This is a genomic window from Ruegeria sp. YTSA168, assembly GCF_059610045.1.
This window is the reverse complement of sequence record NZ_JBXWMW010000019.1, coordinates 1-24,394: the sequence shown is the minus strand read 5'-3', so window position 1 is coordinate 24,394 and position 24,394 is coordinate 1. Positions and strand designations below refer to the sequence as shown.

25 protein-coding genes and 1 tRNA gene are annotated in these 24,394 nt (G+C 56.6%); 12 read left to right on the top strand and 14 right to left on the bottom strand.

Annotated features, from left to right (window positions below; genetic code table 11):
- The 9 genes from AC2FFE_RS19670 to AC2FFE_RS19630 all read left to right on the top strand — a co-directional run bounded on the left by AC2FFE_RS19670 (position 1) and on the right by AC2FFE_RS19630 (position 7,066).
- Positions 1-2,109: a S8/S53 family peptidase gene (locus AC2FFE_RS19670; RefSeq protein ID WP_496821089.1), complete on the top strand. Its 2,109-nt coding sequence runs from the start codon at positions 1-3 to the stop codon at positions 2,107-2,109.
- 127 nt (positions 2,110-2,236) lie between these two features.
- Entirely contained in the window at positions 2,237-3,046 is an 810-nt protein-coding gene (locus AC2FFE_RS19665; protein WP_496821088.1) for a hypothetical protein, read from the top strand.
- Between the two features lie 15 nt (positions 3,047-3,061).
- Complete coding sequence (locus AC2FFE_RS19660) at positions 3,062-3,382, top strand: hypothetical protein (RefSeq protein WP_496821087.1); 321 nt, start codon at positions 3,062-3,064, stop codon at positions 3,380-3,382.
- 108 nt (positions 3,383-3,490) lie between these two features.
- Positions 3,491-3,814 carry a hypothetical protein gene (locus tag AC2FFE_RS19655; protein WP_496821086.1) on the top strand — a complete coding sequence of 108 codons (324 nt, stop codon included), beginning with the start codon at positions 3,491-3,493 and terminating at the stop codon, positions 3,812-3,814.
- 24 nt (positions 3,815-3,838) lie between these two features.
- A complete protein-coding gene (locus AC2FFE_RS19650) occupies positions 3,839-4,414 on the top strand; it encodes a hypothetical protein (RefSeq protein WP_496821085.1) in 576 nt (191 codons plus the stop codon).
- Positions 4,415-4,447: 33 nt separating this feature from the next.
- Positions 4,448-4,750, top strand: a complete 303-nt coding sequence (locus AC2FFE_RS19645) for a hypothetical protein (RefSeq protein WP_496847478.1) — start codon at positions 4,448-4,450, stop codon at positions 4,748-4,750.
- Between the two features lie 76 nt (positions 4,751-4,826).
- Positions 4,827-5,792, top strand: coding sequence for a radical SAM protein (locus AC2FFE_RS19640; RefSeq protein WP_496847477.1), 966 nt, complete (start codon positions 4,827-4,829; stop codon positions 5,790-5,792).
- Between the two features lie 33 nt (positions 5,793-5,825).
- Positions 5,826-6,221, top strand: coding sequence for a hypothetical protein (locus AC2FFE_RS19635; protein WP_496847476.1), 396 nt, complete (start codon positions 5,826-5,828; stop codon positions 6,219-6,221).
- 305 nt (positions 6,222-6,526) lie between these two features.
- Positions 6,527-7,066, top strand: a complete 540-nt coding sequence (locus AC2FFE_RS19630) for an RNA 2'-phosphotransferase (RefSeq protein ID WP_496847475.1) — start codon at positions 6,527-6,529, stop codon at positions 7,064-7,066.
- A 145-nt stretch (positions 7,067-7,211) separates the two neighbouring features.
- On the opposite strand, the gene AC2FFE_RS19625 is transcribed toward AC2FFE_RS19630, so the two are convergent.
- Positions 7,212-7,287: transfer RNA gene (locus AC2FFE_RS19625), tRNA-Lys, on the bottom strand.
- 211 nt (positions 7,288-7,498) lie between these two features.
- Here AC2FFE_RS19625 and dapF point away from each other — a divergent pair.
- Together dapF and mtaB are read left to right on the top strand one after the other, a co-directional pair.
- Positions 7,499-8,341: a diaminopimelate epimerase gene (dapF, locus tag AC2FFE_RS19620; RefSeq protein WP_496847474.1), complete on the top strand. Its 843-nt coding sequence runs from the start codon at positions 7,499-7,501 to the stop codon at positions 8,339-8,341.
- A complete protein-coding gene (gene mtaB / locus AC2FFE_RS19615; RefSeq protein WP_496847473.1) occupies positions 8,338-9,594 on the top strand; it encodes a tRNA (N(6)-L-threonylcarbamoyladenosine(37)-C(2))-methylthiotransferase MtaB in 1,257 nt (418 codons plus the stop codon). Before dapF ends, mtaB begins: the two co-directional genes overlap by 4 nt.
- 145 nt (positions 9,595-9,739) lie before the next feature.
- On the opposite strand, the gene AC2FFE_RS19610 is transcribed toward mtaB, so the two are convergent.
- Genes AC2FFE_RS19610 through petA form a run of 3 tightly spaced genes read right to left on the bottom strand, consistent with a single transcriptional unit; the run spans position 9,740 to position 12,488 of the window.
- Positions 9,740-10,528 carry a cytochrome c1 gene (locus AC2FFE_RS19610; protein WP_496821197.1) on the bottom strand — a complete coding sequence of 263 codons (789 nt, stop codon included), beginning with the start codon at positions 10,526-10,528 and terminating at the stop codon, positions 9,740-9,742.
- A gap of 17 nt (positions 10,529-10,545) precedes the next feature.
- On the bottom strand, positions 10,546-11,889 hold the full coding sequence (petB, locus tag AC2FFE_RS19605; protein ID WP_496821199.1) for a cytochrome b: 1,344 nt from the start codon (positions 11,887-11,889) through the stop codon (positions 10,546-10,548).
- A 14-nt stretch (positions 11,890-11,903) separates the two neighbouring features.
- Positions 11,904-12,488, bottom strand: a complete 585-nt coding sequence (gene petA, locus AC2FFE_RS19600) for a ubiquinol-cytochrome c reductase iron-sulfur subunit (protein ID WP_058282814.1) — start codon at positions 12,486-12,488, stop codon at positions 11,904-11,906.
- A 457-nt stretch (positions 12,489-12,945) separates the two neighbouring features.
- Here petA and AC2FFE_RS19595 point away from each other — a divergent pair, with 457 nt between their 5' ends.
- Positions 12,946-13,389: a c-type cytochrome gene (locus tag AC2FFE_RS19595; RefSeq protein WP_496821200.1), complete on the top strand. Its 444-nt coding sequence runs from the start codon at positions 12,946-12,948 to the stop codon at positions 13,387-13,389.
- A gap of 43 nt (positions 13,390-13,432) precedes the next feature.
- On the opposite strand, the gene AC2FFE_RS19590 is transcribed toward AC2FFE_RS19595, so the two are convergent.
- From AC2FFE_RS19590 to AC2FFE_RS19545, 10 genes are all read right to left on the bottom strand, one after another.
- Positions 13,433-14,929 carry a mannitol dehydrogenase family protein gene (locus AC2FFE_RS19590; RefSeq protein WP_496847485.1) on the bottom strand — a complete coding sequence of 499 codons (1,497 nt, stop codon included), beginning with the start codon at positions 14,927-14,929 and terminating at the stop codon, positions 13,433-13,435.
- The gene (locus tag AC2FFE_RS19585) at positions 14,929-15,702 is read right to left on the bottom strand and encodes an L-iditol 2-dehydrogenase (protein ID WP_496847472.1); all 774 of its coding nucleotides are present in this window, start codon (positions 15,700-15,702) and stop codon (positions 14,929-14,931) included. The genes AC2FFE_RS19590 and AC2FFE_RS19585 overlap by 1 nt, the downstream gene beginning before the upstream one ends.
- Positions 15,699-16,703 (bottom strand): ABC transporter ATP-binding protein, encoded by a 1,005-nt coding sequence (locus AC2FFE_RS19580; RefSeq protein WP_496821202.1) that lies wholly within the window; start codon positions 16,701-16,703, stop codon positions 15,699-15,701. Before AC2FFE_RS19580 ends, AC2FFE_RS19585 begins: the two co-directional genes overlap by 4 nt.
- Positions 16,704-16,715: 12 nt before the next feature.
- Positions 16,716-17,546: a carbohydrate ABC transporter permease gene (locus AC2FFE_RS19575; RefSeq protein WP_496847471.1), complete on the bottom strand. Its 831-nt coding sequence runs from the start codon at positions 17,544-17,546 to the stop codon at positions 16,716-16,718.
- A gap of 12 nt (positions 17,547-17,558) precedes the next feature.
- Positions 17,559-18,425 (bottom strand): carbohydrate ABC transporter permease, encoded by an 867-nt coding sequence (locus tag AC2FFE_RS19570; RefSeq protein WP_496847470.1) that lies wholly within the window; start codon positions 18,423-18,425, stop codon positions 17,559-17,561.
- Between the two features lie 107 nt (positions 18,426-18,532).
- On the bottom strand, positions 18,533-19,837 hold the full coding sequence (locus tag AC2FFE_RS19565) for an ABC transporter substrate-binding protein (RefSeq protein WP_496847469.1): 1,305 nt from the start codon (positions 19,835-19,837) through the stop codon (positions 18,533-18,535).
- Positions 19,838-19,932: 95 nt separating this feature from the next.
- The gene (locus tag AC2FFE_RS19560; RefSeq protein WP_496847468.1) at positions 19,933-20,958 is read right to left on the bottom strand and encodes a LacI family DNA-binding transcriptional regulator; all 1,026 of its coding nucleotides are present in this window, start codon (positions 20,956-20,958) and stop codon (positions 19,933-19,935) included.
- 142 nt (positions 20,959-21,100) lie between these two features.
- Entirely contained in the window at positions 21,101-21,553 is a 453-nt protein-coding gene (locus AC2FFE_RS19555) for an SRPBCC family protein (RefSeq protein ID WP_496847467.1), read from the bottom strand.
- A 254-nt stretch (positions 21,554-21,807) separates the two neighbouring features.
- Complete coding sequence (locus tag AC2FFE_RS19550) at positions 21,808-23,289, bottom strand: heme biosynthesis protein HemY (RefSeq protein WP_496847466.1); 1,482 nt, start codon at positions 23,287-23,289, stop codon at positions 21,808-21,810.
- A gap of 10 nt (positions 23,290-23,299) precedes the next feature.
- A partial coding sequence (locus AC2FFE_RS19545) for a COG4223 family protein (protein ID WP_496847465.1) occupies positions 23,300-24,394 on the bottom strand: 1,095 nt, incomplete at its 5' end.

Sequence of the window (24,394 nt, the reverse complement as noted above, 5' to 3'; positions counted from 1 at the left end):
ATGTCACTATCCTGGCAAACCGTAAGGTACCCTCATGAACCCAAGGGGGGAGCCTACACACATTGGTGGATCGAAAAGGAAAGGGACTTCATCCCCAAAGAAGCTCTGGACCAAAAGGAAACGAAACTCAACCTGAGCGAGTTTGAGGTCAAGTTCTCACGCGCAGCGCAAATGACATCCGAAGCGTTTTTTGAAAACGGCACCGTAGTACCGCTCCCGAATGGTGCGAGAAACCCGAAAGAACCGGACACCTGGGACCCCGCCAAGATCCAAGAGGCGTTGCCACAGGTGCCCGACGAAACGGTTTTGGTTGGTATCGTCGACACCGGTGTTTCGTTGAGCAACTCGCGTTTTCGTTTGCCGAACGGTCAAACCCGATTTGTCGCGTCATGGCAGCAATCTGCGCAGTTCAAGGGTCAGTCAGAGCTGCCTTGCGGGCGCGAGCTCTATGCCGATGACATCGACGCGGCACTGAACAAGCACGGAGCGTCCGGGAGATTAGGTTACGTGGATGAGATCGGATTCAATCGAGACCTCAATCTGACGGAACCGAAGTCGCCGGGTGGCCAGCGTGATCTTGAGATGGCGGCCGCACATGGCACACACGTGTTGGATCTAGCGGCCGGAATTGACCCTTTGGGCAACGACACAACGCTTGCCAACAAGCTTCGGCTTCTATCTGTAAACTTGCCCGCGCAATATGCCCACGGGACGGCAGGAACTTTCCTTCCCTACTTTGCGGTCTATGCAGTGCAGCGCATCATCCATTTGGCCAATGCGCTTTGGCTGAAGAACAATCCCGGAAATAAAGACGGCGGGTATCCGTTGGTCATCAACTTTTCTTACGGGATGACGGCCGGCCCGAAAGATGGGAACCACATCTTTGAGCAGGCCATTCGCAGGCTGCTGGCGGATCGACAAAACGCAGATGGTGGGAAAGCACCCGTTCGCCTAATCATGCCAGCCGGCAATGACAACCTGGAGCGTTGTGCCGCCTCGGCTGTCCTGGGAAAGGATAAAGCCATTCATCATCCGACGGGATACCAAGCACAATCCAAGATCAAGCTGGATTGGCGCATTCAGCCCGCGGATTCGACTGCGAATTTTGTAGAGATCTGGTTCGAAGAGCAATCTTGGTCCCATCTGCAAGAGGTTGTCCGCGACCTAAAGGTCAGGGTGACACCTCCTGGAGATGATGCGCTGTCCTTGCAGCCACTGGTGATCGATACGTATCAAGATCTGGGCGATTTCGCCCGTGTCTATGTCAATGCCAAAAAAACCGGCGAAAAGCGGCGGCTGGCGCTGCTTGTCTGTATCGCACCGACGGTTTTGGACATCCCCGGCGCTCCGATCGCGCCAGCCGGAAAATGGGCCATCGAGGCCCTACATGCTGGCAAACCCGTTGATGTGACGTTCTATATCCAGTCTGATCAATCTGCTGTTCGCACCAGCAAATCCGGACGTCGATCCTATTTTGATCACCACAAGTACAAAACACATCTGGAAAATGGCGCGCTGGCTGACACTTACTCTTATGACCTGAATAGTGATCAGCTGCATGACCATGACAATTGGAAATGGTTTGGGCCCGTTCAACGGCGGGGAACGCACAATGCGCTGGCGACGATCAATGACATGGGATCAGATGGAAACTTTGCTGTGATCGGCGGGTTTGATGACAGCTCAGGATATCCAGCGAACTACTCGTCCAGTGCGGATGGCGATGACAGCAAGCCCTACGGACGCAAGAGCATTTCTGCCTCTTACCCCAGCGAAAACGGGGCTTCACTCTTTGGGCTGTTGGCGTCAGGCGCGCGTGATGGCTCGGTCGCATCGTATCGCGGCACCAGCATGGCGACAGCAGTGGCGACGCGGGATGCAGCGTTGGCTTTTGTCCACAACATTGGCTCCGGCCAGAACATTGCGACAGAGGATTGGTTCAAAACCCGCGCCAGAGCTGTTGAAGACAAGGCCAAGGCTGGAACACTCAAGGATCATTGGGGGCAATCCGTTGAATGGCCGAAAATCGGATACCTCAAAAGCGGTTCGGGACGGGTCAACGCTCGACAAACTGACCGCCGATGGAGTCGTCTGGGTGGCGAAGATTAAGGCAAGCCACTGAAATCAAATTTCTTTAGCGGATTTCACTTGGGAGCCCGACTCCTGAGGCGGGTGGAATTTGCCCAAAACACACAGCAGAAGGAGAGTTTTCTTGACCCTCATTAAGTTCATTTCCGTGACCTCGACCCTGGCGTTTGTCAGCGCCTGTGGGATTTCAGAAAAACAACTATCTGATTTTGGCAAGGCCGCAGATCAAACTGTTCAGATCGCAGGCATGGCCAGCACCGTCTCTGCCAACCTGGTCGCCCAAAACGAGATCACACGCAACGAGTGCCTGTATCTCGAAGGCAAAAACTACGCTCTGGCCTCGGAGCCTGAAACCAAGCTGTCGCAACTGCTCAGCGATCAGAAGGCCGTTTTTGCAGCATTGGGAGAATACGCCAATGCCATCGCCGGCGCATTAGATGCAGAGGAGCAAGCCAAGATCGACGAAGCTAGCGGTGCAGTGGCAACTTCGGCAGGCGGGTTATTGACGGTAACTGGTGCTGCTCCGGCAGTTGCTCCGACTGTTTCGCTCCTTCTGACCTCAGCTGTAGAGATCGAAAAGAACCGCCGCATTTCCGCGGTCAAAGCTGAGATGCGAAAGGTGCTCCCGCGTCTGCGTCAGCTCAAAAAACTGCTGGAAGCAGACAGCCAACAAGCGCTTGCCGAGATGGATCAGCAGATACGGAACTGGGAAGAGTACACCCGCTGTGTGCTGAAAGAAAGCTACCAAAACGCCAACGCCGCAGCGACATTCCGCGAAGCGGATCAGGCGAAACGAACCTTCATGGCCAATCGCAAGCAGGCGGAACAAGCCGCCGCGGCCATGAGTGCCTTGATTGATGCACATTTCGAAATTCTCTTCAGTGACGGCAGTTTCGACGATGGGCTCGACATCCTCAACAAATTCCTCGTCGGCCTTCAAGACATCAAAGACGCTTAAGAAAGGAATAGATCAATGAGTTACAGCAACAGACAAGCCCAGAACAAAATTGGCCGTGCAATCTCGGACCTTCTCAAAGTTCGGGATGACTATTCCGGTCTCAGCGCAACGGAGCAACAGGTAAACGAAACCGCGATAGAGGCTTTGAAAGAAGAGTATTTTGCTTTGGAGCCGCATCCGCCCGCCACAACCTATGCCGAGATCACGGCGGCCTTGACCGGTGCAAAGACCCAGCTCGAAGAGATCAAGGTAAAGCGCGACAGGTTCAAGAACAACCTGGTCACGGCGTCAAAACTTCTCGGCAGCCTCACGGCGGTTCTAAAACTGATCAACTGACAGTGCGCGCCTGCGACCTGCCTGAAAGGCCGAGGCCTTATTTCGCCCTTGATCCATTTCAGAGACAACCACCGCGCGCATTGCGTGCCTCATTAAGGAAACCAAATCATGAGCCAACCACCAAGAACCCGCAATTTCTCATCTTGGATAAACCTGATGCCGGGATCACCGCCGATCTTGTATGTTGTTGGAGAGGTCGAAACCCCCGCCAGCAACCAAGTGCCGGCGTTGACGGCGTCAGATGACAGCCCGTCCTCTGGGACGCTAAATCTGGATCTGAGCATTCACGACACGGGCGGCATAGGTACGCAAGAGTTTCAGTTTAAAGGGGTGCGGCACGAACAGCCCAGTTCAGCGGGACAATACACCTCCGTCGTCATCTTCTGGAACGGCGAAGCGCTGATGCGTCTGCCAGTGACATCCACCCACTAATTTCAAAAAAACAGGAGATTACAAATGACAGATAGTGTTTCCAAAGTACTCGGGAGTGCAACGTATGAAGCGCGTTGGGTACAACGCAGCAACCTTGTGCGGTTGACGGCAAAGGGCCTGCTGCCTTGTTCCAACTATGTTGCGCAGCTCGAACAGCGCCCCGAACGGATCATCCCGCCGATGTGGGACATGATTTTCTATGTGCCCGCGACTTGCGAGAAGGGGCTGCGCTTTTTTGAAGAAAGCATAACCATGGTGAACTCCAGCGGCGCCACGACCATATCGGTGAACGACGCTTTGGGGTCGCATGATGTACCAATTCTGCCGGCACTTGTTCCCGGTGAAGCCGCCACAAGCGGATCGACCGCCGAGGCAGAAGAAGAACAGTTTATCGTCTATGCCAAGCTTCCCCGCCCAGCAACGGGCCACAAGGGCTGCATTGTCGTCCCAGCCGACAGTTTTGTGACGGCGATCCACTACAAGGTCCACGGCCCTGCCTCCTACGCAGACTGTCAGGAGTTCACACAAGAAAACTGCAACGGTCCAGCCGAACAACTGACACTTGCCGGTGGAGAAATTCCCTGGCCGCTGGTCACATAGTCAATTCCTCACCAAAAACTAAGGAGAACAAAGATGAGTGAAGATTCAGAACGCATGATGCGCACACTGACCCGCCGACTTGCGAAAACACCTTTGACGGCTGAGCACATAGGGCCCATCCGGGATGCGCTTTTGGAGTCCCCATATGAAATTATCGGGGTCGAGATCTGCGAAAAGGGAATTTGCATTGATCACCTTTGGGACGGCGGCGTCGATACCATGGATCTCAAACCTCTGACCGATCATCGTCTTGGCGAGTTGCTGGGAGTCGAGGTTTTCCCGTTGGGCACAATCGCGCCTGATCGCGCCCGTCTGCGCAGCCAACACGGGCTCTAAAGCGTCGTTGGTCAGCGTCGCGCCCGTGTTTGGTCGCGACAGGCAGTTGCAACGCTCCACTTGAGAAAGGTGAAACATGCCTACCCAGGTACCAGTCGTACAAATCCATCTGTCGCGTTTCTGCAATCTCAAGTGTTTGCATTGCTATTCTTCATCCGGTCCGTTTGAACGCCAATCACTCCCAGTTGACGATGTTCTGAGCGCTACGGCGACGCTTGCGCGAGCCGGATACCGCCGTGCCTCCCTGTCCGGCGGCGAGCCCGTGCTTGCCCCCGGCTTTCGAGATCTGGCGACCGGGCTGACGGCACAAAATCTTCAGGTCGGGGTAATCACCAATGGCTCGCGCCCTACCCCATTGCTCGAAGCTATGCAGGAAGGCGCCGTACAGCACGCATCCATTAGCTTTGATGGACTAGAAGATCTGCATGACATGATCCGCGGTCGAAAGGGAGCTTTCCAAACAGCCCTATTTACCTTGGAACTGCTTGCAAAAAAGGGGTTTTCTTGCGGTGCAGTTCTCTCGGCAACTCAACAATCGCTGCCGCATATTCCAGATCTCGTCGACCAGGTCTGCTCATCTGGTGCCGCTCATATTCAGTTGCATCCAATCGTCAGCTCTGGTCGAGCCCGACAGGAAGCATCGACCGTGGGCCCTGAGTTGCCGACCGAAGCTTTGCTGCGTTTGGTAGCTCTTGGGCGAATGTTGCAGGGTCTCTATCCCGCTGTGCAGATTCAGGTCGATGTTCTTCTCGGCGCGGTGTTGTCGCGAATTAAGCAACGCAAGAGTGAGCTGATTTCACCCTTGGTCATAGCGGATGACGGCGCGCTCCTTCCGTTTTGCTACGACATTTCAAGGCGCTATGCGTTGGGGAAGCTGGGTGATCAGCGTTTCAATTTCCGTCTGAACTCGAAGTTGAAAGCGCTGCTTGCATCAGTTGAACACGAGGTGTCGACTGTGGCGGCAGCTAATTTCTACCGCAATCTCGTCCGTGCATCGCACAGCAATATACGATTGCGTGCCGCGAGCGCTGAATACACGTAAAAAGATAGCTCTACTCCAATCTCCATAGGGGTTTTGTCCTTCAAAACCTTGCGGATCTGGTTCTCAGGCAACACTCCATCGCTCAGCGTTTCTTTTGACAATTCGATGAAATTCTTCCGATCACTCTGGCAAATCATGTGGGACGGTATGTTTCACTTGCGCACGATCATTGAGTCGGACATGCACCTTCAAAGCCAAAACGCCCTGGGTCAGGCCGGTCTGCCAATCGGGTGCGAAAGGCTGCTGCGGGTCACAATTGCACCTTCATTAACGCCGATTGCCGTGGACGACTTTGGCAGAGCACATAACGAGCTTCCTGCTCAAACCCAGCGACTCGTCGAAGAAACTGCCGAGCGCCATGACGTGTTTTTCGATGCAGAAAGGACACCAGTAACTTTCTATCATGGTGAGAATGCCAACGAACTTTGATTAAATAGAGCCAGTTCACTTGGGCGGCGCACTCAAAAAAGTACTTCTATGTCTGCTTCAGGTACAGCTCATTTGCCGAACTCTAAATTTCTTCTGAAATTATGTACTGCAGTAGCCGAACGTTGGCTCCCGATTACGACGAGTGTCCGGAATTCGGTCTCCACGCGCAGCATTTGAAGATCATCGTCAACGGCAGCTGTGGGCCGCCTCAAAGATGTTAACATGGATATAAAGCTGGCTAGTTGTTTTTTCGAACGCTGATTTCGTGATAGTCAACGACGAAAAAGCGTTCCTGCGGGGTGGGTATGAGTAGAGAACGTAAATTCTTAAGCTTAGTGCTTCGGCACAAACCTGAAGAGATCGGCCTTCAGCTAGATAAGCATGGGTGGGTTCTCGTTGATGAACTGTTGCGGAAGCTGAAAAAAGCAAACCGAAAGCTAAGTCGCGACGAGCTTTTTCAGCTTGTAGAAAGTAGCGACAAAAAACGGTTCACATTGTCTGAAGATGGTTCCCGGATTAGGGCAGCACAAGGTCATTCGGTAGATGTGGACCTTGGCTTAGAACCTCAGCGTCCACCAGACGAGTTATACCACGGAACAGCCAGTGCAAATTTAGATGCAATTTTTTCCGATGGACTAAACCCTGGGCGACGCCGTCAAGTACATCTCTCGACTAACCCTGAAACCGCCGAGCGCGTTGGCCAGCGGCACGGCAAGCCAGTTGTATTACGTATCGAAGCTAAGCGAATGTTCGACGATGGCTTCGAATTCTTCTGTGCAGACAATGGTGTCTGGCTCACAGATAAGGTCCCGTCAAGCTATCTTGGATTCGGGCAAACTGCCTGACAAAAAGCTGAAAACTGAGCCCGCCTGCTATGTAATCTGTCAAAAACGATCACGCTGCTTTGCGGTGACATCTACCGCTAAACGCGGCATTAGCACGCTTATGCGTTCAAAACGCACTCTTATGTGTTAATGAAACTTTAAAAAGTGGTGAGCCGTGCAGGATTCGAACCTGCGACCCACTGATTAAAAGTCAGTTGCTCTACCAACTGAGCTAACGGCCCACTCTTTTGTTGGATCTTGCTGATCCGTGGCGCTCTGTAAGGTATTTTCCCGATCAGGTTCAAGACCTTATTTCACACCTCGATTCGCCTGTGTTTCAGATGTTTCCGGCGACCCGATAGGCGGCCTAATTAGGCAGGTGGCGCGGGGGGGTCAAGACCTTTTTTCACGAATCTTGGCGATAGGGTGGATTCATTATTCCTCCGACGTTATATGCCCGCCATGCAACAGAGATTCGATACCGGTTTGCCCTTCATGAAGATGCATGGGTTGGGTAATGACTTCGTCATTGTAGATGCGCGGGCGCACGCCACGCCTATCACAACGGCACTGGCCAAGGCCATCGGACACCGCCAGTTTGGCGTTGGCTTCGATCAGCTCGCCGTTATCGAAAACGGCGCAGGGGATGCGCATCTGGTGTTCTACAATGCCGATGGCTCAACCTCGGCCGCCTGTGGCAACGCCACGCGCTGCATTGCCCGGTTTCTAATGGACGAGGCTGACAAATCCGAACTCTCGTTGACCACCGAACGGGGCTCGCTCGCCGCCAAAGATGCGGGCGACGGGCTGACCTCGGTCAATATGGGGCAACCTCAATTGAATTGGCGCGATATCCCGCTGGCCGAAGAGATGGATACGCTGGAACTACCGGTCGAAGGCGCACCCACTGCAACCGGTATGGGCAATCCGCATTGCACGTTTTTTGTTGACGACGCCGAGGCGATTCCCTTGGCTGAATTCGGTTCAAGATACGAATACCACCCGCTCTACCCCCAGCGCACAAATGTGCAAGTGGCGCAGATCATTGGCAGAGACCACATCCGGATGCGAGTGTGGGAACGGGGCGTTGGGATCACTCTGGCTTCGGGGTCGTCCTCCTGCGCCACAGCCGTCGCCGCCGCACGTCGCGGGCTGACTGGTCGGAAAGTTCAGATCGAACTGGATGGGGGCACCATCTGGATCGACTGGCGCGACGATGGTGTCTGGATGACAGGGCCAACGGCCCATGTGTTTTCTGGCACACTGACACCCGAATTCCTAAGGTCTTTGGGATGAGCGCGCCAAAGTTTACTACCCTGGGCTGCCGCCTCAACGCTTATGAAACGGAGGCGATGAAGGAACTGTCGCAGCAAGCTGGCCTGACCGACGTGGTCGTGGTGAACACATGCGCGGTGACGGCCGAGGCCGTCCGCAAAGCTCGTCAGGAAATCCGAAGGCTGCGGCGGGAAAACCCCAACGCGCGCCTGATTGTCACCGGCTGTGCCGCGCAAACTGAACCCGAGACCTTTGCCAAAATGGAGGAAGTCGACGCCGTCATCGGCAACACCGAAAAGATGCAGCCCGATACCTGGAAAGGGATGGCCGCCGATTTCATAGGTGAGACCGAGGCGCTTCAGGTCGATGACATCATGTCGGTCACTGAAACCGCCGGTCATTTGATCGATGGCTTCGGTACACGATCCCGGGCCTATGTGCAGGTTCAGAACGGCTGTGACCATCGTTGTACCTTTTGCATCATCCCCTATGGCCGCGGCAACTCGCGCAGCGTGCCCGCCGGTGTCGTGGTGGATCAGATCAGGCGTTTGGTCGATAGGGGCTATAACGAAGTCGTACTAACGGGCGTTGATCTGACTTCATGGGGCGCTGACCTGCCGGCGCAGCCCAAGCTGGGTGATCTGGTGATGCGCATCCTCAAACTGGTTCCGGATCTGCCGCGCCTGCGGATCAGCTCGATCGATTCCATCGAAGTGGACGAGAATCTGATGCAAGCGATCGCGACCGAGTCGCGCCTGATGCCGCATCTACACCTGTCCCTGCAACATGGTGACGATCTGATTCTGAAACGGATGAAACGCCGGCACCTGCGCGACGACGCCATCCGCTTCACCGAAGAGGCGCGCAAGCTGCGCCCCGAAATGACATTCGGAGCCGATATCATCGCTGGCTTCCCCACAGAATCTGATGCCCATTTCGACAACTCGCTCAAACTGGTCACCGAGTGCGACCTAACCTGGCTGCACGTCTTCCCCTATTCAAAGCGCGACGGCACCCCAGCCGCGCGCATCCCGCAGCAGGTGAACGGTACGGTCATCAAAGACCGCGCCGCCCGCCTGCGCAAAGCCGGTGAGGCTCAGATCACCAGACATCTTACTGCCCAATTGGGCAAAACCCATCGTATTCTGATGGAGAACCCACATATGGGCCGGACCGAACAATTTACCGAAGTGACCTTTGACGCGCCTAAACCCGAAGGCCAGATCGTAACCGCTACGATCATCGGTCAGACTGGGACCCAACTGACAGCCTGATCGATCCTTCATCTGGCTAAAAATATCCCGGGGTTGAATTGGCCACAGGCCAAGAAGGGGCTGGCCCCTTCAATCCACCCTCAAAAGCAAAAACCCCCGCTACCAGATGGTGCGGGGGTTTTTGAATTCTATCTGATGCGAAAGATCAGTCCTTGCGGGCTTTGCCCTTGTGCGGGGCCCAAAGGCGCTTGTTCACCAGATACAGCAGCACCGACAGAACCGTCAGGAAGATCACGCCGACAAAACCGGCATTCTTGCGGTCGATCAGTTTGGGCTCGGCGGTCCACATCAGGAACGCGGCCAGATCTTCAGCCATGTGCTCGACATCGTTTGCGTGACCATCGGCAAACTCGACCTGCTCATCCGAGAGGGGCGGTGCCATCGAGATCCAACCGCCAGGGAAGGCTTTGTTCTCGTACAGGATGGTTCCCGCCTCTTCTTTCTCTTCGCCCGTATAGCCATTCAGCAACGACGCGATGTATTCTGCGCCACCCATGCCTTTGACCAGTTGGTTGATCCCCAGACCATAAGGTCCGTGGAACCCTGCACGCGCCTTGGCCATTAGGCTCAGGTCAGGTGCGCCAACCGCTGTGTTGGCCGGGAAGTGGTCAGTCGGAAGCGCGGGGCGAAAATCGTCCAGCTCAGGGTCGAACACCTCAAAGTTGGCAGCCGCATAAGCGATCACCTGTTCTTCCGAATACCCCAGCGCTTCGAGATCACGCAGAGGCACATATTGCAGGCCATGGCAGGCCGCGCAAACCTCGGTATAGATCTGAAGTCCGCGCTGCAGCTGGAATTCATCCCAAGTACCAAAAGGTCCCTCGAACGAGAACGCATAGTCTTCGATGTGCTGCTCACCGCCACCTGCCGCAAAGGTCGAGGCGGGCGCAAGGGCCAGGGCAAACGCGGCACCGATTGCAAGTTTCTTGAACATGTTTCCGGTCCCTCTTCTTACTCGGCCGGTGCCGCTGCGGATGAGGCTTCGGCGTCAGCCTTGCCATAATGCGCGTTGAAGTCTTCTTCGATCGTTTCGGGCTGTGGCAGCGGCTTCTCGATCACGCCAAGGATCGGCAGGATCACGAAGAAATAAGCAAACCAGTAGGCCGACGCGATCAGCGAGAAGGTCGCATAGGGTTCTTCTGCAGGCATCGCACCCAGCCACATCAGGGCAAAGAAGTCGACGATCAATAGCAAGAACCACCATTTGAACATCGGGCGATACTGACCCGAACGCACGTTCGACGTGTCCAGCCAAGGAGCCAGCGCCATTGCCAGGATCGCACCGAACATGGCAACCACACCAAAGAACTTGGCATCGACGATGCCGCCGGTGATGAAGCTGGCGAACTGAACCACCCAGACCTCGCCGGTGAAGGCACGCAGGATCGCGTAGAAGGGCAGGAAGTACCATTCAGGCACGATATGTGCAGGTGTGACCAGCGGGTTGGCTTCGATATAGTTATCGGGGTGGCCCAGATAGTTTGGCATGTAGCCAACAATCGCCCAGAAGACGACCATGATGACGGCCAGAGCGAACAGATCCTTGATCACGAAGTAGGGCCAGAAGGGCAGCGTATCTTTCTCAGCCTCGGCCTTCGAACCACGGCGCACTTCAACACCCGTCGGGTTGTTATTGCCGGTGGTGTGGAAGGCCCAGATATGCACGATCACCAGCGCCGCAATGATAAACGGCAGCAGGTAGTGCAGTGAGAAGAAACGGTTCAGCGTGGCATTGTCCACCGCAGGTCCGCCCAGCAGCCAGGTCTGGATCGCATCACCCACAAATGGGATCGCACCAAACAGGCCGGTGATCACGGTCGCACCCCAGAAAGACATCTGACCCCAGGGCAGAACGTAGCCCATGAAGGCGGTACCCATCATCATCAAGTAGATGAGCATCCCGATGATCCACGTGATCTCACGCGGGGCTTTATAGGAACCGTAGTAAAGGCCACGGAACATGTGGATATAGACCGCAACAAAGAACAGCGACGCGCCATTCATGTGCAGATAACGGATGAAGTAACCGCCATTCACGTTGCGCATAATGTGCTCAATACTGGCAAAAGCCAGATCGACATGCGGGGTGTAATGCATCACCAGAATGATGCCGGTGACGATTTGCAGCACCAAGCAGAACGCCAGAACGATACCCCAGATCCACCACCAGTTCAGGTTCTTGGGGGTTGGGATCATCAGGGTATCATATAGCAAGCCGACGATGGGCAGGCGGCTATGCAGCCACTTTTCGCCATTTGTCTTCGGCTCGTAGTGATCGTGGGGAATTCCGGACATAAGTTGGGTCTCCCTTAGCCGAGTCGGATTGTCGAATTGTCGACCCATTCCGCAGGCGGAACAGGCAGGTTTTCAGGCGCGGGACCCTTACGGATACGACCGGCCAGATCATAGTGCGAGCCATGGCAGGGACAGAACCAGCCACCAAAATCTCCGGCATCACCCAGCGGCACACAGCCCAGGTGTGTACACACACCCATCTGAACAATCCAGGCGCCCGGCGCTTCGCCTTCGGGCGAGGGCATAACGCGGTTCGCGTCAGTTGCGGGTGCGTCGGCATTCAGGTTGAAGTTACGCGCCAGCGGATCCGGCAGAGCATCCACGCCCTCGGCATCCTGTTCCTGCGCTTCCTGTATCTCGGCACCGGTGCGGTGACGGATGAAAACCGGCTTGCCCAACCACTTGACGGTCAATTGCGTACCCGGCTCAACCCCGCTGACATCCACGCGGATCGAGGACAGGGCCTGAACATCTGCGGATGGGTTCATCTGGTTGATCAGGGGCCATACGGCTGCCCCTGTTGCAACGACACCTGCGCCGCCAGCGACGTAATACAGGAAATCTCTGCGGGTGCCTTCGTGGTCTTCTGCGTGGGACACGAGGTAATCTCCGATTGTCTGGCGCCCGCGTACGGGCAAATAGCTCGTACACCGCACGAAGGCGGTGTCTTAACCGCGTTGTCTACCGACGCAATTAGTATTCGTCCAGCGGTCATAAACGCGCAATACGCCGCATCTGTGTATTTTGTCACGGCACATCGGGTTTTTTGGGGATTCCATATCACTCTGCTTGCCAAAAAACGAATCGAATCAGCCTGATTCGAGCCGGCTTTCTGCACGTCTCGATATCGGCTTTGCCTATTTCACTGTGCTTAGCTTTCATAAGATTGGTTCGAAACCGGGCACGATCCGAGGTCTGAATATCCTTTTGTTCGGTAACAAATAATGCCCCTGAAATAGATGATTTTCGCAACACAAAATCCAGCGGATTTTCGTTGCGCATCACCCGGATACATCAGACATCAACCCCTGCGCGAACGCCATTCAGGAGACTACGATGTCAAAGACCCCCTTGGCTGTCGTTCTGTTAACGATTGCCCTGTCTTCCCAGGTCACCGCCTCCGGTGATCCTGTCAAAGGCGAACAACTTTATAACCGCTGTTCATCCTGCCACGCGATTATCAAGGATGGCGAAGTTCTGGTGAAAGGTGGAATCACCGGCCCCAATCTATATGGCGTAATCGGCCGCGTTGCCGGAACCGAGAACGACTACCGCTATGGAAGTGAACGTCTGCCTATCGGTATGTTCACCGATGACATGATCCGCGCTGGCGAGGAAGGTCTGGTTTGGACCGAAGCCAACCTTATCGCCTATTCGCAGGACCCGATCGGTTTCATCAAAGAATATCTGAACGACGAGTCCGCCCGCCCGAACATGAGCGTGAAGCTCAAAAAAGGTGCGGAAGATATCACCGCCTATCTGGCCACCTTCGGCGAATAGACAGGGTGGTTTTCAGCGAAAGCGGCCCGGTTTCGGGCGGGCTTTATGACCTGACATATCTGGCAATTGCGGCGCGGCTCCCCTCTTGCCAGATACAATCCAGCCAATCGGCGAAGGCTTGGGCAAACCGTGGGTCCTGCCCTGCCTCACCATAAAGGTTAGCCACATCCAGCCATTGCGCGGGATTAGCCCGAGCCGAGCGGGCGGCGGCCTGCAAGTCTGGCCAAATGGGGTCATTGGGCGCAATCGTGGTCCCATCCTCGCGCGTGCCAGCGCACATGCGGCACCAGAACGCTTCGGCCAAGGCTAACCCTGACAACGAGGCACCCGAGGATATCGCGTCGCGAAGCGATGGAAACAGAAACCCCGGATGCCGCGCTGATCCGTCAAAGGCCACACGGCGTGTGGAGTCTCGGATCGTCGGGTTCAGAAACCTGCGCTCGATCTGCTTTAGATACACATCAGGGCTGGTCTCGGGCACGCCTTTGATATGAGGCAGAATCTCTTCGATCTGGACCTTTCGAAAAAAGGCCGAGAGGTCTGCATCCTGCAGACAGTCCGAAATCGTAGGCAGGTTTAGAACTTCACCCGCGTTGGCCAAAATCTGGTGACCGCCATTGAGAATGCGCAGCTTCAACGCCTCATAGGCATGCACATCCTTGGTGATCGCCACACCAAGCGTTTCCAAAGGCGGGCGTCCGGCGCAGAAATCATCCTCGATCACCCATTGGCGGAAGTTTTCATGCGAAACCGGGGCGGCGTCCGTGATGCCCAGCGCCTGACATTGGCTGCGAAGGTCTTCCGACGTGGCAGGCACGATGCAATCCACCATCGAATTTGGAAAGGCCCCGTTCTGTTCGATCCACTCCGCAAGGTCGGGATCAGACAGGCGCGCCAGTCCGACCACACAGTCACGCAGGATCGCACCATTGCCTTGCAGGTTATCGCAGCTGAGCGCCGTGAAGGGCGCATGCCCGGCAACGCGCCTGCGCCCGAGCGCCGCTACCAGCGCGCCGAAAACGGTGTGCGGTTGTTCCGGGCTTTGCGCATCATGGCGAATATCACCATGTGCCGTATCGAACACACCCGTTTTGGCGTCCAGATAGTATCCGCCTTCGGTAATGGTAAGCGACACGATGCGGATGGCAGGGTCTGACATCCGTTCGATCAGCGGCCCGTTGCCCGGCTCAATCGGCACATAGTCGATCATCGGGCCAATCACCTCGGCGGATAAGGCCGCCGGATCAAGCTCAACCAGTGTTGTCAGACAATCCTGCCGGATCAGTTTTGCGCGTATCTCGGCATCATAGCTGCGGACACCTGCGCCGATGATGGCCCAATCCAGCGCCAGACCCTGCTGCATCAACCGATGTATATACCACGCCTGATGCGCGCGGTGAAAATTGCCAAGACCGATATGGACGATGCCGGGCGTCAGATCTTCGCGCCGGTAGTGGGGCGTTTTAACATCTGCAGGAAGCTGGGACAGATTGTCCAGCCGCAGCTTCACTGGTGTATGAGTGCGCGCCAATGGATCCATTAGCTCATCCAATTTCCGCCATCCACGTTGTAGGTCTGTGCGACGATGTAGTCCGCCTCATCTGACGCCAGAAATACCGCCATCCCGGTCAGATCCTCGGCACGCCCCATACGGCCATGCGGAACTGCTGCTGCAACCTCGCGCTTTTTCTGTCCCGGTGGCTTGCCCTCGTGTTTTGCAAAGAACCCATCGACCCCGTCCCAATGCTCACCATCCACCACACCCGGAGCGATCGCGTTCACATTGATGCCGTGTTGGATCAGATTCAGTCCGGCGGATTGGGTCAACGAGATAACGGCCGCCTTGCTGGCGCAATAAACCGCGACCAAGGGCTCTCCGCGTCGCCCGGCCTGCGACGCCATGTTGATAATGCGGCCTTTGATCCCGCGTTCAATCATGTGCTGCGCAACAGCCTGAAGAGTGAATAACGTACCCGCGACATTGATATCAAAGACGCGCTGGTAGTCGGTGTGCTCGATTTCAACAATCGGAGCGGCGGTAAAGATCGCGGCGTTGTTGATCAGAATATCAATCTGCCCAAAGCTATTCACCGTCTGCGCAATGGCACTATCAATACTGCTTTGGCGCGTCACATCCATCTCAACCGCAATCGCAGCTGCACCAATATCCTTGGCGGCGTCCTGCGCGCGAGTGATGTCGACATCGGCCAGTGCCACACGCGCGCCTTCGGCGACATAGGCGTTGGCAAAAGCCAGCCCAATCCCGCGCGCCGCGCCGGTGATCAGCGCCGTTTTACCCGCCAAGCGTTTCATTCGATCCGCAATCCTTTGGCGTCAAACCGGTGAATGACGTCCGAGCGCGGGGTCAGATGAATTCGGTCCCCGTGTCGGAACCCGACCTCACCATCCGCGCGCACGGTAATCGTCTCGGCCAGACCCGTCTCGTGGATGTGGAAAAATGTGTCCGATCCAAGATGTTCGGACACGCCGACAACACCGGACCATGTACCGTCGCTCTCGGACACGGCGATATGCTCGGGCCGAATACCAATCGTCTGCGCGCTATGTTTTGCAGCCTCCTCGCCTTCGATAAAGTTCATTTTGGGTGAGCCGATGAAACCTGCGACGAACAGGTTTCGTGGGGTGCGGTACAGTTCCAGGGGCGAGCCCACCTGTTCGATCACACCGGCCTGAAGCACGACGATCTTGTCGGCCATTGTCATTGCTTCAACCTGATCATGGGTCACGTAGATCATCGTTGTGGCCAGCCGTTCATGCAGCTCGCTGATCTCCAGCCGCATGCCAACGCGCAGCGCTGCGTCAAGATTTGACAGAGGTTCATCGAACAGGAAGGCCGCCGGTTCACGCACAATGGCGCGCCCGATGGCGACCCGCTGACGTTGCCCACCGGACAATTGGCCGGGACGGCGATCCAGATAGTCAGTCAGATTCAGAACGCTGGCGGCCCCTTCGACGCGCTTGTCGATCTCGGCCTGATCCAGTTTCGCCATCCGAAGTGGAAAGGCGATGTTCTTGCGTACAGTCATATGGGGGTAGAGCGCATAGGACTGGAACACCATCGCCAGACCCCGCTTGGCAGGTGGGACATCTGTTGCGTCAGATCCGTCAATGTCGATAGAGCCCGAGGTGATATCCTCCAACCCCGCGATCAGACGCAGCAGGGTAGACTTACCGCAACCCGAGGGGCCGACAAAGACGGTGAACTCGCCATCTTCAATGGTCAGGTCCAACGGGGGAATGACCTCAACGTCGCCGAAGCTTTTGGTCACGGACTTGAGTTGAATGCGTCCCATATGTCGTGTTCCTTATTTCACAGCGCCAAAGGTCAGGCCGCGGACAAGTTGTTTCTGGCTGAACCAGCCAAGGATCAGGATTGGCGCAATCGCCATGGTCGAGGCCGCGCTGAGCTTGGCAAAGAACAGACCTTCGGGGCTGGAATAGCTGGCGATGAACGCCGTCAGAGGCGCCGCATCGACGGCGGTCAGGTTGAGGGTCCAGAACGCCTCGTTCCAAGCCAGGATGAAGTTCAGCAAAACAGTTGAGGCGATACCCGGGATGGCCATGGGTGTCAGGACGTAGAGGATTTCCTCTTTCAACGTCGCCCCGTCCATCCGCGCAGCTTCCAGAATCTCACCGGGGATTTCGCGGAAATAGGTGTAGAGCATCCAGACGATGATCGGCAAATTGATGAGCATCAGGACGACGACCAAACCTCCGCGCGTATCCAGCAGGCCCAGCCGAATGAACAGCAGGTAGATCGGGTAGAGAACACCGACTGCGGGCAGCATCTTGGTCGACAGCATCCACAGCAGGATGTCCTTGGTTCTTTTGGACGGCACAAAGGCCATCGCCCAGGCGGCAGGCACCGCGATGATCACACCCAGAATGGTCGAGCCACCCGCGATGATGACCGAATTCCACAGGAACCGCATATAGTCCGAACGCTCCTGCACGACGGCGTAGTTTTCCAACGTCCAGTTGAAGTTCAGAAACAGCGGCGGGCTTGCAATCGCCTGCGCCTCGGTCTTGAAGCTGGTCAGAATGGTCCAGAGAATCGGGAAGAAGATCAGCAGTCCAACGGCCCATGCGAGGGCGGTGTTCAGCGTTTTACGGCGGGGTGTGACGGTGCGGGCCATGGTCTTACCTCCTCACGCGTCCAGGTTCTTGCCGACAATGCGCATCAGGAAGATGGCAACGATATTGGCGAGGATGATGGCGTAGACACCTCCGGCTGATCCAAGGCCAACGTTCTGGCTTTCCAGCACGCGCTGGAAGATCAGGTAGGTGAGGGTGCGGGTGCCGAATGCGCCGCCGGTGGTCACGAAGATCTCGGCGAAGATCGACAGCAGAAAGATCGTCTGGATCAATATCACGATGGTGATTGCGCGGCTGAGATGCGGCAGGATGATGTGGTAGAAGCGCTTCAGGACGGGGGCGCCGTCCATCTCGGCGGCTTCCAACTGCTCACTATCCAGCGACTGGATTGCGGTCAGCAGGATCAGCGTGGCAAAGGGTAACCACTGCCATGAGACAATCATGATGATCGAGGTCATCGACGCCTCGGACAGCCATGAGATCGGCTCGGCCCCGAAGAAGCGCCACAGATGGGCAAGCAGGCCGTTCACCGGGTCCATGAACATGTTCTTCCAGACCAAAGCGGACACGGTCGGCATCACAAAGAAGGGCGCAATCACGAGAATGCGGACAACACCTTGGCCCCACATCGGCTGATCCAGAAGCATCGCCAGAAGGATGCCTAGGACAACGGTGATGACCAGAACCCCTCCGACGATCATCAGCGTTGCTTGAACCGCGGGCCAGAAGGAGCTGGACGTGATGAACCGGACGTAGTTGTCGAAGCCGGCCCAGCCCAGATCGCCACCGCGCAGGGGCAGATATTTCTTGAAGGAAAAATACAGCGTCATCGTTAGAGGCACGAGCATCCAGCCAAGCAACAGGACCACTGCGGGTGCCATCATCAGCCGGGCAACGGATCGGGAATGTTGGGTCGCCATGATGCAAGACCTCTCTGTTCAGGCACGGGGCTAGCCTGCGAGAAAAACACAAATTGCGAAAGAGGGGAGCGGGGGACAGATCGCCTGCCCCCCACGGGAGGGAAGCCTTAGTAACCTGCGGCTTCCATTTCTTCGGCTGTGAAGGCCTGCGCTTTGGCAAGCGCCTCGTCCACCGTTTGTTGTCCGGCATAAACCGCCGAGAATTCCTGGCTGACTTGCGTGGCGATGCCCGCAAACTCAGGAATGGCGACGAACTGAATGCCGGTGTAAGGCGTCGGCTGAGCGCAGCAGTTCTGCGGATCAGCGGCAAGGATAGACTTAAGCGTCATCTGCGCAAAAGGGATGTCCTTGTAGTTGTCGTTTTCATACAGCGAGGTCCGCGCACCGGGTGGGACATTGGCCCAACCTTCGTTCTCGGCTACCAACTCGATGTAGTCTTTCGAGGTCGCCCATTCGATGAACTGCTTGGCGGCGTCCTCTTGTTGCGTACCGGCAGGAATGGCCAGCGCCCAAGCCCACAGCCAGTTAGCACGCTTGTCGACACCTTCCGCATTCGGCGCCAGCGCAAAGCCGACCTTGTCAGCCACGGTTGAATCGTCCGGGTTTGTCACAAAGGATGCCGCAACAGTCGCGTCGATCCACATACCGCACTTGCCCTGCTGGAACAGCGACAGGTTTTCGTTGAACCCGTTGGTCGCATAACCCGCCGGGCCTGATTCATTCATCATATCGACGAAGAATGTCAGCGCCTCTTTCCATTCGGGCTGATCGAACTGGGGCTTCCAGTCCTCATCGAACCAACGGGCGCCGAAGGAATTCCCCGTCACGGTAATAAAGGCCCCGCCTTCACCCCAACCGGCCTTACCGCGCAGGCAGATGCCGTTGATGTCATTGTCACGGTCGGTCATGGCCGCGGCTGCTTCGCGGATGAACTGCCATGTGGGAGCCTCGGGCATTTCCAGCCCAGCCTGTTCCATCAGATCAGTACGATACATGATCATCGAGCTTTCGCCATAGAAAGGCGCCGCATAGAGCGTGCCTTCATGGCTCAGACCGCCAGCCATCGCAGGCAAAAGATCACCAACGTCATAGTCGTCAGACATGCCGTCCAGCGGCACTAGCCAACCATTGGCACCCCAGATCGGCGTTTCGTACATGCCGATGGTCATAATGTCGAACTGACCGCCCTTGGTGGTAATGTCAGTGGTCACGCGCTGACGCAGCACGTTTTCTTCCAGCGTCACCCACTCCACACCGATGCCGGTCGCCTCGGTGAAATTGTCCGTATAGCCCTGCATCCGGATCATGTCACCGTTGTTTACTGTGGCGATCGTGATGGTTTGCGCATGAGCCGCGGCCGTGGCGACGAAAGTCAAAGCAGTCGCCGCACGAAGTGCGTTCTTAAGATACATCCCTGTCCTCCCTGAGCTTGGATGTCGTACAGAGAGGGTAGTTCCAAAGTTGTCGCGGCGTCAATAAAAACTTTACGCGCGTCAAATTATTTCATTCAGGCAGACTCGCGCAGAACCAGCCTGGCAGGGAACAAAGTTTCAGTGCGGTTGGAGGAATTCCCTGCATCTTCAATGAGTTCAAACAAGGTTTCGACGCTGCGCCCGGCCACGTTATCGTAGTCATGCGCAGCGGTTGTCAGGGACGGGCAGGTAAATTTGGCAAAGGGATGATCGTCATTCGATGCAACACGCAGCGAGCAATCCGGCCGCCTCCCCACACGAATCCCTTGTTCGTAACACGCAGCCAGAAAGCCGATGGCCAAACGATCATTGCTGCACAGAACCGAGTTGGTACGCAGCAGATCCTGACCCAGAACTTTCAAAGCCCCTTGATGACCGATCTCTTCAAAGGCCCAGCCCTCACCATCGATCTTGATGACATGCGGTTCAAACCCCAAACGCTCCATCACCTCAATATAGGCCTTGCGGCGTTTGTTGGCGTTGGGGTTTGCCGGGGTCCGCATCTCAAAGAACGACGGTGGCTCGCCTGTTCGGGTCATGTATTCCACGGTCTGAGAGACAAAGCTGAAATTGTCCGATCCGATAAATGCAGCCCCTAAACCTTCGAGGTTACTGTCAAACAACACGGTCGGGACATTGGCGCAGAACTTTTCGATCTGAGACCGATCCGATGCACGCCCCAAAGGAGCAAACAGCACGCCTGCCGGCTTCAGGGACCGCAAACTGTCAAGGATCTCATTCTCCAGCTTCTGTTCGCCATGCGAGCTGAACAGGGATGGTCGATACCCCGCCGCAATGCAGCTTTGTTCCAGGTACCTTGCGATCTCGGCAAAAAACGGGTCGGCGAGATACGGCACCACGATACCGATATTCTTGGTCAGCTTACGGTTCTGGTTCACCGCGTAGATGTTGGGACGATAGTCAAACTGCTCCAGCGCCTCTTCGATCCGCGCCCGGGTCGAGGCCCGAACGCTCTCGGGGTCTTGGAAGTATTTCGAAACCGTCGGCCTTGAGATACCGCTCAGCGCCGCGAATTCTTCCATATTCTTGATTTTCGTCATGCCTACCGCTTGCGGACCCATGCCGCCTGTATCTTGTCACAGCTTTTCATTTTCTTTACGCGCGGCAAAAAATCAATAGCGACGCGCGCCGCTATACCTGTCTTGTTGAGTTTTCGGTATTGGGGTCGGCCCGTTTCCCGTTTCAGGAATCGGCCTTTTCTGACACGATCTCACCAAACCGCGCGAAAAACGTACCCGACAGTTTCTTTGCCGTTCCGGCGATCAAGCGACTGCCCAGCTGCGCGATTTTACCACCGATAACCACCTTGGCGGTATAAGCCAGCACGGTCTCATCCCCGTCCTCGGTCAAGGTCACATCGGCCCCGCCCTTGGCGAACCCGGCAGCCCCGCCTTTGCCCTCACCAGCCAGAGAAAACCCGTCAGGCGCCTTAGCCGTATCCAGCGTCACCTGACCCACAAACTTGGCTTTGACCGGGCCGATCTTAAGAACCACTTTTGCCTCGAGCTGCTCGGGCGTGGTTTGCGTCAACTCTTCACAGCCGGGGATACAGTCTTGCAGTATCTCGGGATCATTCAGAGCCTTGTACACCACGTCGCGTGGGGCCGAGATACGGATTTCGTCGCTCAGTTCCATTCAGACACTTCCTTTTCTTACGGCTCAGATCTGGGCGGTTCAGCCACATCTCGGACCTCAGCTTAAGCAAGCCTTTCGTCCCGTGGAAACCCTTTTGGCCATGTCCTTGCACTGGCCTGCGCAAATAGATGCGTCTGATAAATGCCACCCGACACAAGCGAAGGCTTAGCATCCAGGTCCGATGACCCGTTGCTAATGACGTCTGAGCATTGGCAACCGGAACGGGCTGCGGCGATCATCTGCCTTCAGGAGTGTCAGGCCTGTTTTTCGACCGTCTCCTCGACCGGCTCGACATCCAGTTCAATTACGTCGGTCAACTCAGCTTCGCTGATCTCATCCTCTGGCTCGGACTTGTCTTCCAGCGCGCCAACGATCAATGGCAGCATGTGAACGCCGGTTGCACTGGCGATCTCCGACGTCTGCGGAACCTTCCAGCTGAGCGTGTCAAAGCTGCCGCAATTCTCGCAGACAGGCATCCATTCCGCCTGAATGTGCTGGCAATTGTCACAAACCCATTGCGGTCCGCGCGGCGCACTCAGCGCCTTGGCCAGCCAGCCCTGAACCACAGCGTCTGACGCACCCTCGCCCCGTTCAATCGCCGCCATCAGGGTGTAACCGCGCGCGTCTGCCTGCTGTTTGACCACGTCACCCAAAGCGCGGCGCGCCTCGGGGAAGTCTTCGGCAACAATGTTCAATTCGGCCAGGATCAGGCGGGTTTCAGGGTGTTCGGGATGAATGCGGGTCAATGCCGCAAAACGTTTGATCCGGTCCTGAGCCGACTCATCTGGCGTAATCTCGGCAAAGGCATGGGCGAGGTCAGGATGCGGTTGAGCCTCCCACGCCTTCTTGATGATCTTTGTCGCGGCGCGGGGTTTACCCTTTTCGATATAGGCCCGCGCGGCCATTGCGGCGGCAGGCACCAGATCGGGCGACATGCGATTGGCCTCAATCGCGCGTTCCTGCTGATCCACACTGGCGTCTTCGTTCAGGATATCCTTGGCCTCCGAGAGGGCCAGAACCGCATCGCGCCGCTTGAACACATCGCGCGGCAGATACCCGGCCTTGAGCTTTGAGTTCAAAGTGGATCGCGCACCGGCCCAGTCCAGGGCCTTGGTCTGAAGGTTCAGCAATACGTCCTGCGTTTCCTCGTGGCGCGGCTTGATGGCCAGGGCTTTTTCGGCCAGTTTGCGCGCGGTCTCTTGATCCCCTTCGGCCAGTTTCTGCTTCATGATGCCCCGCACGCCGACAAACCGGGTCGCGCTGTTGGTCACAAGCTTCTTGTAGGTCTCAGACGCTTTCTTCGTGTCGCCGGTCATTTCGGCCGCTTGTGCGACCAGCAGGTTGGTCAGTTCCGGCTTGTTCAGCAATCTCTCGGCCTTGTTCGCCTTGGTCATCGCCGCGCGCCCCTCGCCCGAGGCCAGCGCCATCAGACCATCAGCCAGCGCTTGATAGCCACGCTGCTCCCGGCTGCGATCGAAATAGCGCGACAGGGCGGTTTCGTCGCCATTGAGAAATTTCAGTGTCGCAATCAGAAGGCTGAGCAGTTTGAAGAACAGCCAGACAGCAAAGACCAAAATGCCCAGCGCGATCACCGATTGCAGCGGGCCCAGCGTGTATTCGGTTCCCGCGACAGTGATCTGCACACCACCGCTGGTCTGCATCAGGAACTGGGCACCCAAAGCAAGCAGTCCGATAATCGCAACGAAAACAAGGATTTTAAACAATGACCACAGCATGGCAGGTCCCTCAGTTCGAATTCAGGCTGGATGCGAGCGTATTCGCGGCCTCTACGGCAGAAAGCCGCGTCTGCGCCGCCTGCTCCCAATCAGCCACTGCGGTCTGCGCCGCTTCGGGCAGTGATTTCAATTCCGTCAGCGCCCCGCTCAGATCACCCGAGGCCAGGGCGGCCTGCGCACGCGACAGAATGGCATCGGGGTCGTCCCCATCCTGCGGCGTCACCGACCGCGCGCCGGTCTGACGCTGTAGGAAGGCGACAAAGCCGATGCCCTTATCCGCGTCCCGCGCATCAGCCAAAGCCGTGCGCGCAACCGGATCAAAAGACGCCCGCAATGACGAAAGTGTTTCAACGCCGCTTTCTGCCGGGCCGGCCAAAGCATCCGGAATATCCATACCACCCGCTTTCAGCTCAGTCACAAGGTCTTGATACGGCTCGCCCGCCTCCATCTGCCCCCGCAGGCGTGACAGGATCGCGGCATTGGTCGCAGCGCGCGCCTCAGCCGAGGCTTTGGCCTCAAGCGCCTGCGCATCCGCAACCATCTTTTCAACCTCGGCCCGCTGCGCTGCCAATGAGTCTTGCAGCTTGGACAGTTCGGCCTCAAACGCGGCGGTTGCTTCGGGCGAAGCGTTCGAGGTGACCGGGTTCGCTTCGAGCATATTCAACCGCTCCGACAACGGCCCGACCTGCGCACTCAGCGCTTCAACGCTTGATTTCACTGCGCCCAGATCGTTTTCGACCGGGCTTAACTTGTCAGACAAGGCTTTGATCTGATCCGTAAGGCCCGAGGTTTCAGACGCTTGGGCAAGTTTCGCAATCTGATCGGATTGATCTGCCAATTTGGCCTCCAGCGCCGCAATGGCCTGGGCCGGGTCAGCCTCGCCCGACGGGATAAGGTCGGCACGCCCCGCGATAAAACCGATGGCCGCAGCAACCATGCCTCCGATCAACGCGGGCACAAACCCGCTGCGCTTTTCAACAACCCGTTCGTCAGTTTTTTCCGGCACAGGAGGTGTTTCTTCCACCGGCGCTTCGGCTTCGGCTTCGGCTTCGGCTTCGGCTTCGGCTTCGGCTTCGGCTTCGGCTTCGGCTTCGGCTTCGGCTTC